Genomic DNA, 11929 nt, shown 5'->3' with positions numbered 1-11929 from the left:
GCCGCGTCCGGCACAGCGATCCAGATCAAAAAACCCCTTCGAGCGCCAGGAGAAGCACCGAGCTCTCTTCTCGTTCGCCCTGCCCCTCATCCGCGTTGCCGAGCGGACAGAAGGACCTATTTCAGGGGGTGATGACGTTTCTTTGAGATGAGAGATCGGCTCCTCCTAACTAAGCGAGCATGGGACAACCGCACCGCGCCTCCGCTCCGCTGATGCCGCTGGATAGACAGCGCGCGTTCGTACGGCTCTTCCGGGGCAAGACCTACGACTCCGTCTGGAACTGGCTCAAGCGGCTCGGGGTCCCACGCCGCGACCGGCGCGACATTCTCCAGGACGTCTTCCTCGCGGGATACCAGAGCTTCCCCACGTACGATCCGCTCCGCGCGCGGCCGGAGCGGTGGCTCAACCGGATCACCGTCCACGTGGCGGCCCACTACCGCGACCGGGCGCACCACCGGCGCGAGGAGCTGTCCTCCGGTGGGCCCCCGCGCGTCGCCGATGAGCGCCCGAACGCCGAGGAGCAGATCGACGCGGAGCAGACGCGCTCGCTCATCCTGTCGCGGCTCGGCGCCCTCCAGGAGGAGGAGCAGCGGATCCTCATCGAGCACGACATCGAAGGCGTGCCGATGGCGACCGTCGCCGAGCAGCACGGGATCCCCCTGTCGACGGCCTACAAGTGGCGCACGCGCGCGATCGCCTCGCTGCGCGCGCAGATCGAGGAGCCCCGCGCAGCCCCGAAGCGCCGGCGGCCGCCGAGCCCCGCGGCGCGCGGCGCCGGGGAGCAGGCCGCACCGCCGGCCGCGCCGCCGGAGCGACCCACCCGCGCGGTCGGCGCGAGCGCGAGGCCGGCTGCGGCGCCCCGCCGGCCACCCCCGGGCGGCAGGCCGGTCCGCCTGAAGCGCGGCGCGGAGCAGGCGCACGCGCCGGCGGACGCATGAGCGGGCGGCGCCGGCCGGCGGCCCCAGCGCCCTGGACGCCCTCGGCAGCCCGCGAGCGCCCGCGAGACAAATCTCCAGGTCGAGCGAAACCGAGCGAAACGCGCGACGAACCGACCGACGAACCGACCGACGAGGAGAAAGCGCGTCCGTCCAACGTGTGGGTAGTCGGGGCATATCGCAACGCGCTATGCTGGAACCTCAACGATGTACTACTCGACCGACGACCTTCGTATTGCAGGGCTCAGGCCCTTGATCCCCCCCGCGATCCTTATCGAAGAGATCCCCGTCAGCCCCGCGGCTTCCGAGACCGTGGCGTTCGCGCGCAAGGCCGCCGAGCGCATCATCTCGGGCGAGGACGACCGGCTCCTCGTGGTGGTGGGCCCCTGCTCGATCCATGACCCCAAGGCCGCCCTGGAGTACGCCGCGCGGCTCCGGGAAGAGCGCGACCGGCTGAGCGACGACCTGCTCGTGGTCATGCGCGTCTACTTCGAGAAGCCGCGCACCACGGTCGGCTGGAAGGGGCTCATCAACGACCCGGACCTCGACGGGAGCTTCTCGATCAACAAGGGGCTCCGCGTCGCCCGCGGGCTGCTCCGCGACATCGCCGAGCTCGGGCTCGCGAGCGCGACGGAGTTCCTCGACACGATCTCGCCGCAGTTCATCGCCGACCTCATCTCCTGGGGGGCGATCGGCGCGCGCACGACCGAGAGCCAGATCCACCGCGAGCTCGCCTCCGGCCTGTCGTGCCCCGTGGGCTTCAAGAACAGCACCGAGGGCGACGTCCAGATCGCGGTCGACGCCGTGCGGGCCGCGCGCGAGGCGCACCATTTCCTGTCCGTGACCAAGCAGGGGATCTCCGCGATCGTGGCGACGCGCGGCAACTCGGCGTGCCACGTGATCCTGCGCGGCTCGCAGCGCGGGCCCAACTACTCGGCCGAGCACGTCCGCGAGGCCGGCGACCGCATGACCAAGGCGGGCCTGCCGCGCCGGATGATGGTCGACTGCAGCCACGGCAACAGCCAGAAGGACCCGGCGCGCCAGCGGGCCGTGGCCGAGAACCTCGCCGACCAGCTCCGCGCCGGCTCGCGGGACATCCTCGGCGTGATGATCGAGAGCCACCTCGTGGGCGGCCGGCAGGATCTCGCGCCGGGCAAGCTCCCCACCTACGGCCAGAGCATCACCGACGCGTGCCTCGGCTGGAGCGACACGGTGCCGGTGCTCGATCTGCTCGCCCAGGCGGTCCGGGACCGGCGGGCCAGCAAGGCGGCCTGACCCCGCCGCGGCGCGGCGGCCTGACCCCGCCGCGCCGCGCCGCCCCACGTCGCGGCGTCGCGGCATCGTGCCGGCCTGCGCGGCCCACCCGGGTTGCGGCATGATGGGGCATGCGGTTCCCCTGCCCTGACCTCGAGCCCCCCTACTACGCCGTCATCTTCACCTCGCGCCGGACGCCCGGAGACGACGGCTACGGCGCGATGGGCGAGCGGATGGATGCCCTCGCCCGGGAACAGCCCGGCTACCTCGGCATCGAGAGCGTGCGCTCGGCCGACGGCCACGGGATCACGGTCTCCTACTGGCGCGACCTCGAATCGATCCGCGCGTGGCGGCAGCACGAGGAGCACCGCGCCGCGCAGGCGCGCGGGCGCGCGGACTGGTACGAGGCGTACGAGGTGCGCGTCTGCCGCGTCGAGCGCGCGTACGGCGCCGACCGACAGGGCGCCTGAGCCGGGCTCAGCGCGGCGCGCCGGCCCCGCTCGCCGGCGCGATGCCCCTGCCGCGCCGGCGGCCGACGCGCTATGCACCCGGACCGCCTCGGAAGGAGCCGTCATTCTCTCGGAGATCCTCGTCATCCTGGCCCTCGTGCTCGTGAACGGCGTCTTCTCGGGCGCCGAGATCGCGGTCGTCGCGATCCGCAAGACGCGGCTCGACCAGCTCGTGCAGTCGGGGAGCCGCCGGGCGCGCGCGGTCAAGCGCCTCCGGGACAACCCGGAGCGCTTCCTCGCCACCGTGCAGATCGGCATCACCGTCGTCGGCGCGACGGCGAGCGCCTTCGGCGGGTCGACCCTGGCGAAGGACCTCGAGCCGGTGCTCCGGGCCGTGCCGTTCATCGGGGACGCGGCCGAGGAGCTCGCGCTCGCCACGGTGGTCGCGCTCGTGTCGTTCCTCTCGCTCGTGCTCGGCGAGCTCGTCCCGAAGTCGCTCGCGCTCCGCACCGCCGAGCGGTACGCGATGCTCGTCGGCCCGCCGCTCCGCGGGCTGTCGTCGCTCGCGCGCCCGCTCGTCTGGCTGCTCACGGCGAGCTCGAACGTGGTGCTGCGGATCTTCGGCGACCGCACGAACTTCGTCGAGGCGCGCATCTCGCCCGAGGAGATCCAGCAGATCGTCGACGAGGCCGCCGAGGCGGGCTCGGTCGACAGGCGCGCCGGCGAGATCGCCTCCCGCGCCCTCGATTTCGCCGGGCTCACCGCGCTCCAGGTGATGCTCCCGCGCGGCCGCGTCGTGGCGCTCCCGCGCGGGGCGACGGCCGAGGAGGTGCGGCGCACCGTGCTGGATCACGGCCACACGCGGATGCCCGTCCACGAGGGGTCGAACGACAACGTGATCGGCTACGTCACGATGCAGGAGGTGCTCGCGCTGCTCTGGGGCGACGGGCAGTTCTCGCTCGAGAGCGTCCTCCGCCCGGCGTACTTCGTCGTCGGGTCGATGCCGGCCGTCGATCTGCTCGCCGAGATGAAGCGGCGGCGGATCCAGCTCGCCGTCGTGGTCGACGAGCAGGGCGGGATGATCGGCATCGTCACGATGGAGGACCTCGTCGAGGAGCTCGTCGGCGAGATTTTCGCCGAGAACGAGGCGCACGCGCGATCGCAGGAGACGATCCAGCGCGAGCCGGACGGGTCGGCGCTCGTGCCCGGGGACATGCCGGTCCACGAGCTGAGCCGGCAGCTCGCGATCGAGCTGCCGGACGACGTGCGCTGGTCGACGGTCGCCGGCCTCTGCATGGGGCTCGCCCGGCGCATCCCCGCGCCCGGCGACGTCCTGACGACCCCGGGCGGGGCGGAGCTCCACATCGTGGACGCGAGCCCCCGGCAGATCCGCACGGTGCGGGTCCGCGTCCCGCCGCCGGCCGAGGCCGACCTCGACGACGAGGAGCCCCGCCGCGAGGGCTGAGCGCGCGTCAGGAGGCGGGGGCGGGCGCGGCCCCGGCGTGCCTGCGCTGGAAGTAGTCGACCACCACGTAGCGCCGCGCGAGGAGCCCGAAGACGACGGCGGCGATGAAGATGAGCGCCGCGAAGAACAGGTACTGCATCGCGCCCGTGAACACGTTGAGCGCCGCGACGCCGGCGGTGATCAGGTTGCCCACGGTCACGGTGAGGTTCCAGAAGCTCATGATGGTGCTCTTCATCTCGCGCGGCGCCTGGGAATAGGCGAACTCGAGGCCCGTGGTGGACACGAGCACCTCGGCGAACGTGATGAGCAGGTAAGGCCCCGCCTGCCAGAGCACGCTGGGCGCGCTGCCCGACGTCATCGTGAGCTCGATGGCGGCGACCGCGACGAACGACAGCCCCGCGACCGCCATGCCCGCCGTCATGCGGCCGAGCGCCGAGAGCCGGAACCCGCGCCGCTCGAGGGCGGGATAGAGGATCATCGTGTTGAACGGGATGATCAGCATCACCATGAGCGGGTTGAGCGCCATGAGCTGCGACGGGGCGAGCCGGTGACCGAGGACGTCGAGGTCCATGCGCGTCGCCTGCACGACCCAGGTCGACCCCTTCTGATCGAACAGCGCCCAGAACACCGGGATCGGGGCGAAGATCGTCATCACCCGCAGGACGGCCTTGGCGCCCTCGATGGCGCCCTCGGGGTGATCGCCGCGCGCCGCGTCGAGGAAGTGCCCGCGCGCGGCGCCGCCACGCCCGTCGCGCCCGCCCCGGAGGGCACCCCAGAGGACGCGGAGGAACGAGTGCGGGTTCTTGCCGGTCGGGGGCACGTGCACGTACCTGTCGCGCCCCATCCAGAACACGAGCGTCGCGATCAGCATGAGAACGCCCGGGATCCCGAACGCTACCCTCGGCCCGAACCACTCGAGCGTCTTCGGGATCAGCGCGGACGCGAAGAACGATCCGAAGTTGATGATCCAATAGAAGAGGGCGAACACGTGCTTGACGAGGTGCTTGTTCTCCTCCGAGAACTGGTCGCCGACGTGCGCGGAGACACACGGCTTGATCCCGCCCGAGCCGAGGGCGATGAGCGCGAGCCCCGCGTAGAACCCGGTCGGGGTGCTCTCGAAGAGGGCGAGGCAGGCGTGCCCCGCGCAGTAGATGAGCGAGAGCCAGAGGATCGTCCGGTACTTCCCGAAGAAGCGGTCGGAGAGGAAGCCGCCGAGGAGCGGGAAGAAGTAGCAGGCGCTCACGAACAGGTGGTAGTTGGCCTTCGCCACGTGCTCGTGGATCAACATGTAGTTGATCATGAAGAACGTTAAGATGTTCTTCATGCCGTAGAAGCTGAAGCGCTCGCACCCCTCGTTTCCGATGATGTACTTGATCTGCGGGGGGAACTTGTCCGTGCTCGTAGCGGTTTGCGTCATGGCAGGCCCTCGCTCGCGCGCCCTCGCCGTGTAGACCGCCTCCCGCGCTCCGGCAATCTGCGGCCCTCTGCCGTCCCGAAAAGATCCGCCTGCGCGGCGAGCGCGCGCCTGGCGAGCCCACGCAGCGGCGAACAGGGCGGCGCGCGCGGGTGCGCGCTCACGGCGCTCCTCGCCTGCCCCGCGGCTCCATGTCAGGCGCGCTCTCCGGATGTTCCCGCGCCAACAACGCCGCCTCGGGGCCCGGTGCGAAATGCCCCGCTGCGGCGCCACGCCGCGGAAAAGCGTCCGTGATCCGGCCCGCGGCGCCGTGAACCACGGTACGCGCGTTGCTTTGACTGCCAGAAAGATGAAGTGGTCATTCAGGGTCGCCCGGGTCGCCGGGATCGACGTCAACGTGCATGCGACGTTCGGCCTCATCGTCGCCGTCGGCGCGCTCCAGTGGAGCGGCCGCCACGGCGCCCGGGGGGCGCTGTTCGGCGCCGCGCTGATGCTGGCGCTCTTCGCCTGCGTGGCCCTGCACGAGCTCGGTCACAGCCTCGTGGCCCGGCGCTTCGGGCTCACGGTGCGCGAGATCCTGCTCCTGCCGATCGGCGGCGTCGCCATGCTCTCGGGCCGCCCGCAGAGGCCGCTCCACGAGCTGCTCATCGCGCTCGCCGGCCCCGCCGTGAACGTCGCCCTCGCCGCGCTGCTCCTGCTCGCGGGCGCCCTCCTCGGCTTCCTCCCGGCGTTGACCGAGCTCGGCGCGGCCTCGACCCCGTCGCTGCAGACGGCGCTCCTCTGGCTCCTCGGCGCCAACATGGCGCTCGCGCTGTTCAACATGATCCCCGCCCTGCCGCTCGACGGCGGGCGCGTGCTCCGGGCGGGGCTGTCGATGGCCGTCGGCCCGGCGCGCGCGACGTCCGCGGCCGCCGCGATCGGGCAGGTGATCGCCGTCGGCCTGTTCGCGGTCGGCCTGCTGTCTGGCCACCTGGTGCTCGCCTTCATCGCGGTGATCGTCTTCCTCGGCGCGTCGCAGGAGCGGGCGGCCGAGCGTGCGAGATCGGTCCTCGGCGGCGTCCCCGTCGGGCGCGCCTACAACCGCCGCGCGATCGCCCTGTCGCCGTGCGACCGCGTGCACGACGCGGCCGAGCACATTCTCACGACGTACCAGTCCGATTTCGCGGTCCTGCTCGAGGGGGAGCCGATCGGCGTCCTGACGCGCGCCGACGTGATCCGCGCGCTCGCCGAGGGCGCGGGCGGCGCCTACGTCGCCGGGATCATGCGGCGCGACGTCGTCCGCGTGGGCGCCGATCGGTCGCTCGACGATGTGGCGCGGCTCATGTCCGAGAAGAGCGCCCCTGTGGTCGCGGTGTACGACGGTGAGCGATACCTGGGCCTCATCGGCCACGACGACGTGGCCGAGGCGCTCACGCTGCTCCAGTTCCTGCCGGCCTCGAGGCTGGGCGGCGCCGCGTCGCCCGCGGCGCAGCGGGCGCATGGGCGCGAGGCAGCGGAGGGGCCGCCGCGGCCCTGACGCACGACAGCGAGCCGCGTGAACGCGCCTTCAACGCGGGCCCGCGAGCATTGACAGCCTGGAAGGCCATCAGCGTATCCTCCCCGGTAGCTGCTCTTCACGACCCCCGTCGCCGGCATCTCTGCCGAGGGAAGGCTCATGCAAAAGCTCAGATCGCGCTCCAGGCTCGCGCCGACGTACACCCTGCTCTGGCTCGCCGCGGCGGTGCTCGCCTCCGTGGCGTCGTGCTCGGACGGCGGAACGACCACCCCGCCCACGTGCGTCGCGCCGCTCGCCTCGTGCGACGACGTCTGCGTCGACACCACGTCCAGCCCGGATCACTGCGGCGCCTGCGGCGCCGCCTGCGACGATGGCGAGACGTGCGTGTCGGGCACCTGCGTGGGCTGCGACGAGGGCCAGACGGCGTGCGGCGACGGGTGCTTCGATCTCCAGAGCGACGAGGCGCACTGCGGGAGCTGTAACAGCGCCTGCGAGGACGGCGAGACCTGCGAGGACGGCGCCTGCCAGGGCGGCGGCTGCGCCGCGGGGCGCACCGACTGCGACGGCGTCTGCGTCGACACCGCGTCCAACGCGGAGCACTGCGGCCGCTGCGACAACGCGTGCGACGAGGGCGAGGTCTGCGAGGACAGCGCCTGCCAGGAGGGCTGCTCCGACGGGCTCACCGACTGCGGCGGCGCGTGCGTGAGCACCGAGACGGACGCGGATCACTGCGGCGAATGCGGCAACGCGTGCGACGGGGACCAGACCTGCGTGGCCGGCACCTGCCAGGACGCGGAGGACTGCGGCTCGGGGCTCACGTCCTGCGGCGACGCCTGCGTCGACGTCCAGACCAGCGCCGCGCACTGCGGCGACTGCAACACGGCGTGCAACGACTCGCAGGTCTGCCAGGCCGGGATGTGCGCGTGCACGGTGGGCCCGGGCCAGGACCTCGGCAGCGCCGTGCCGCAGATCGTGAACGGCACGACGGCCGGCGGGTCGAGCACGTACGCCCCCTCGTGCGTGGCGACGAGCGCGAGCGAGCGCATCTACGCGTTCACCGCCGCGACCGCGGGCGTGTACTCCTTCGACAGCGCGGGGTCCGGGTACAACGTCGTCCTCGCGCTGCTCGACGCGGGGGGCTGCGCCGAGATCGCCTGCAACGCCGACCCGGGCGACGCCGTCGTCACGGCCGATCTGGCCACGGGCCAGACCGTCTACGTCGTGGTCGACGGCGCCGACGGCGAGACGGGCACCTTCGAGCTGAGCATCACGCGGCGGAGCGCCCCGAGCTGCCCGGCGGGCACGCTCGGCTCCGCGGTGCCGCAGACGATCACCGGCAGCACGGTCGGGCGGCCCGACAGCGTGAGCGCCACCGTGACGGAGACGTGCGGCGACGCGGACAGCCCCGACGCGGGATACGCGTTCACGGCGCCGGTCACGGGCGACTACGTGTTCGACACGTTCGGGTCCGAGTTCGACACGATGCTCCACGTGCACGACGGCGTCTGCCGGGGGCCTCAGCTCGGGTGCAACGACGACACCCTGACCGAGGACTCGGAGGTCACGGTCAGGCTCGAGGCCGGCCAGACCGTCGTGGTCGTGGTCGACGGGGCCCGAGACTCCACGCCGGGCGCGTTCACGCTCCACGTCCGGCGGGCCGTCCCGCCGCCCGTGTGCGACAACTCCGGCGTGTGCGGCGATTCCGTCGAGGGGTGCGTCGCGTGCGCGTTCGACGGGAACTGCGCCGACGAGCTCAGGAGGTGCACCGACAGCGAGACGTGCCTCGAGTACGTGAGCTGCATCCGCACATGCCGCCCGGGAGCGGAGTGCGATGCCTGCAGGGCGGCAGCCCCGGAGAGCGCCGCGATCTTCGACGCGGCCCTCACCTGCGCCTTGTGCAACGAGTGCCGGAACGACTGCGCCGGGACCGACGAAGTCGTGTGCCCGTGAGCGCGCGGGCGCGTTAGAAGCGCTGCGCGGGCCGTGGTAGGACCGCCCCGATGCGGCGGCTCCTCCACGGCCACTTCTGGACGATCGCTCCCTGGCTCAAGCATCAGCTTCGCGCCCCCGCGCTCCCCCCGACCTCCCCGTTCTCGGTGCACGTCGACGAGACGCCTGCAGGGCCCGTCCGGCTGCTCGGCAGGATCCGCCACCGGGAGGGCGCGCGCGCAATCCTCGTCATCGTGCATGGGCTCGGCGGCACGGCCGAGAGCTACTACGTGGTCTCGGCCGCCGCGCAGGCCGAGCGCGCCGGGCTCGCGTCCCTGCGCGTCAACCTGCGCGGCGCCGGGGGCGACGGGGCCGGCATCTACCACGCCGGCCTGTTCTCCGATCTGCACGCCGCCGTGGCCTCCCCCGAGCTCGCCCGGTACGAGCGCGTGCTCCTCGTCGGCTACTCGATCGGCGGGCACCTCGCGCTCCGCTACGCCGCCTCGGGCTCGCACGATCCGCGCCTCCGCGCCGTGGCGGCCATCTGCCCGCCGCTCGATCTCGCGCGGTCCGTCGCCGCCATCGATCGGCCGGAGCGCTGGCTGTACCGCCAGCACGTGCTGTCGGGGCTGAAGGAGATGTACAGCGCCGTCGCGTCCCGCCGCGACGTGCCCCTGCCCCTCCGCGAGGCGCTCGCGATCCGCACGATCCGCGAGTGGGATCTCCGCATCATGACGCGCTGGTTCGGGTACCAGAGCCCGGAGGCGTACTACGCAAGCGAGAGCGCGGCCCCGCGCCTGCGCGACCTCGGCGTCCCGTCGCTGCTCGTCGCCGCCGAGGCCGACCCGATGGTGCCGCTCGACACGGTGCGGCCGGTGCTCGAGGCCCACCCGCTGTCGCCGCTGCTCGACGTCCAGTGGCTCCAGCTCGGCGGGCACGTCGGCTTCCCGGGGACGCTGAGCCTCGGGTTCGGGGCCGCGCCGGGCCTGGAGTCCCAGGTCATCCACTGGCTCGAGAGGCACTGAGGCGCGCGCGCGATCCGTCGACCACGCGGCCGCCGGCCTCGCGGAGGCAGCCGCGTCACCCCGGCCGCGCGGCGGGCTCGAGCGCGTAGACATCGACGTCCACGCCCGGGCTGTAGAGCACGTGCGGCGCCCCCTCGGTCGCGGGCAAGCCGGCCGCGGCCACGACGCTCTCCTCGACGTGGCTCACCTCGGCGCGGTGGAGCGGATAGGGCGCGTGGTGCACCTGCCCGATCCGGAGCTCGCCCCCGCGCGCGGCGAACAGCAGGTAACGCTCGGCCAGGAAGTGCTCGAACGTCCCCGGCGCCGCGGGGCCGATCGGCGCGCCGACGCGGTAGCGCGCCTCGAAGCGCGCGGGCACGGGGCCGGGCCAGCGCCGCTCGCTGCGGTAAAGGACCTCGCCGTCCCGCGCCTCGAGGGCCATCGAGGCGTGGTGATAGGGCAGGTGCCAGCCCGCCCGGGCCACCAGGACCGCGAGGGCCTTGGCCGCATCCAGGCTGAAGAACCACACGCCCGGGTCCCGCCCCTCCCGGTGCACGTAGGTGCGGACGTTGAGCTCGTGAAAGTTCGAGATCCCCGGCACGCTCGGCGACCACCACGGGGTGACGTCGCGCATGGTGAAGGCGACGACGCCGACGTAGGCCCTGCCCTCGAACGTGTCGAGCTCGAGGCCGGGCGGCACCACGGCGCGGAGCGCGGCGGCCGGCGTCTCCCAGTGCAGGAAGAGCAGCTCTCTCCAGCGCTGGAAGCCCGCCGGGCGGCCGCGAGGGCGGAGCGTGGGCGCGAGTCGATCCACGGCCCGGAGGATAGGACGGCGCGGAGAAAAGATCCCCCCTCGCGGCAGGCGACGCCATGGGGATATCCTGCCCGCAGCAGCGCGGTCACGGACGATAGCGGTCGGCAACAGACGCCAACAGACGCCAACGGACGCCAACAGACGCCAACGGAGCGGAGGGCAGGATTGAAGAAGCTCATCAACGCGCCGGAAGATCTCGTCAGCGAGGCGGTCGAGGGCATGGCGATGGCGCACGCCGATCTGCTCCGGGTGAACACCGCGCCGCTCTTCGTCACGCGCGCGGCGCCGAAGGAGAAGGGCAAGGTCGCCCTCGTCTCGGGCGGCGGCAGCGGGCACGAGCCGCTGCACGCCGGGTTCGTCGGGCGCGGCATGCTCGACGCCGCCTGTCCGGGGGCCGTGTTCACGAGCCCGACGCCGGACCAGATCGCCGAGGCGACGCGGGCGGTCGACGCCGGCGCCGGCGTGCTCCACATCATCAAGAACTACACCGGCGACGTGATGAATTTCGAGATGGCCGCCGAGCTCGCGCGCGAGGCGGGCACCTCGGTCGAGGGCGTGCTCGTGAACGACGACGTGGCGGTCGAGGACAGCCTCTACACGGCCGGACGGCGCGGCGTGGGGACGACCGTGCTCGCCGAGAAGATCTGCGGCGGCGCCGCGGAAGCCGGGCGACCGCTCGACGAGGTCGCGGCGCTGTGCCGGCGGGTGAACGCGCACGGCCGCAGCATGGGGATCGCGCTCTCCGCGTGCACCGTGCCGCACGCCGGCAAGCCGTCGTTCGAGCTCGGCCCGGCCGAGATGGAGGTCGGCATCGGCATCCACGGCGAGCCCGGCCGCCGGCGCGCCCCGCTGGAGCCCGCGGATCGGCTGGCCGAGCTCCTGATGCAGCCGATCCTCGAGGACCTGCCGTTCAACCCGGGCGACGACGTGCTCCTGTTCGTCAACGGCATGGGCGGGACGCCGCTCATCGAGCTCTACGTCGTCTACCGCAGGGCGCACGCGATCGCGCGCGAGCGCGGCCTCAACGTCGCGCGCAGCCTCGTCGGGCCGTACATCACGTCGCTCGAGATGGCCGGCGTGTCCGCGACGCTGCTCAAGCTCGACGGCGAGATGATCCGCTGGTGGGACGCGCCGGTGCACACCCCGGCCCTCCGCTGGGGGGCCTGAGCC

Annotated in this window: 10 protein-coding genes; 8 read left to right on the top strand and 2 right to left on the bottom strand. The window is 72.7% G+C overall.

The window, feature by feature from the left end; all coding sequences use genetic code 11:
- The first annotated feature begins 179 nt into the window (after positions 1-179).
- The 4 genes from WME96_RS12355 (at position 180) to WME96_RS12340 (ending at position 4103) form a co-directional block, all read left to right on the top strand.
- Positions 180-938, top strand: a complete 759-nt coding sequence (locus tag WME96_RS12355) for an RNA polymerase sigma factor (protein WP_437290342.1) — start codon at positions 180-182, stop codon at positions 936-938.
- A gap of 204 nt (positions 939-1142) precedes the next feature.
- Positions 1143-2210 carry a 3-deoxy-7-phosphoheptulonate synthase gene (locus WME96_RS12350; protein ID WP_437290341.1) on the top strand — a complete coding sequence of 356 codons (1068 nt, stop codon included), beginning with the start codon at positions 1143-1145 and terminating at the stop codon, positions 2208-2210.
- A 110-nt stretch (positions 2211-2320) separates the two neighbouring features.
- Entirely contained in the window at positions 2321-2659 is a 339-nt protein-coding gene (locus WME96_RS12345; protein ID WP_437290340.1) for an antibiotic biosynthesis monooxygenase family protein, read from the top strand.
- Positions 2660-2762: 103 nt separating this feature from the next.
- Positions 2763-4103 (top strand): hemolysin family protein, encoded by a 1341-nt coding sequence (locus WME96_RS12340; RefSeq protein ID WP_437292309.1) that lies wholly within the window; start codon positions 2763-2765, stop codon positions 4101-4103.
- A 7-nt stretch (positions 4104-4110) separates the two neighbouring features.
- Here the strand turns inward: WME96_RS12340 and WME96_RS12335 are convergent, their stop codons facing one another.
- A complete protein-coding gene (locus WME96_RS12335; protein ID WP_437290339.1) occupies positions 4111-5520 on the bottom strand; it encodes a POT family MFS transporter in 1410 nt (469 codons plus the stop codon).
- A gap of 346 nt (positions 5521-5866) precedes the next feature.
- On the opposite strand from WME96_RS12335, the gene WME96_RS12330 reads away from it, so the two are divergent.
- From WME96_RS12330 to WME96_RS12320, 3 genes are all read left to right on the top strand, one after another.
- Positions 5867-7033: a site-2 protease family protein gene (locus tag WME96_RS12330; protein ID WP_437290338.1), complete on the top strand. Its 1167-nt coding sequence runs from the start codon at positions 5867-5869 to the stop codon at positions 7031-7033.
- Positions 7034-7171: 138 nt separating this feature from the next.
- A complete protein-coding gene (locus tag WME96_RS12325) occupies positions 7172-8962 on the top strand; it encodes an MXAN_6577-like cysteine-rich protein (protein WP_437290337.1) in 1791 nt (596 codons plus the stop codon).
- Between the two features lie 50 nt (positions 8963-9012).
- Positions 9013-9966: an alpha/beta fold hydrolase gene (locus WME96_RS12320; protein ID WP_437290336.1), complete on the top strand. Its 954-nt coding sequence runs from the start codon at positions 9013-9015 to the stop codon at positions 9964-9966.
- Between the two features lie 55 nt (positions 9967-10021).
- Here the strand turns inward: WME96_RS12320 and WME96_RS12315 are convergent, their stop codons facing one another.
- Complete coding sequence (locus tag WME96_RS12315; RefSeq protein WP_437290335.1) at positions 10022-10759, bottom strand: YqjF family protein; 738 nt, start codon at positions 10757-10759, stop codon at positions 10022-10024.
- A 165-nt stretch (positions 10760-10924) separates the two neighbouring features.
- On the opposite strand from WME96_RS12315, the gene dhaK reads away from it, so the two are divergent.
- The gene (gene dhaK / locus WME96_RS12310; RefSeq protein WP_437290334.1) at positions 10925-11926 is read left to right on the top strand and encodes a dihydroxyacetone kinase subunit DhaK; all 1002 of its coding nucleotides are present in this window, start codon (positions 10925-10927) and stop codon (positions 11924-11926) included.
- The last annotated feature ends 3 nt before the right edge of the window (positions 11927-11929 follow it).

The sequence above is a fragment of the Sorangium sp. So ce406 genome (genome assembly GCF_051474675.1).
Taxonomy (GTDB): Bacteria; Myxococcota_A; Polyangia; order Polyangiales; family Polyangiaceae; genus Sorangium; species Sorangium cellulosum_G.
The sequence above is the reverse complement of the archived record's forward strand: the minus strand, read 5'-3'. Positions and strand labels throughout refer to the sequence as shown.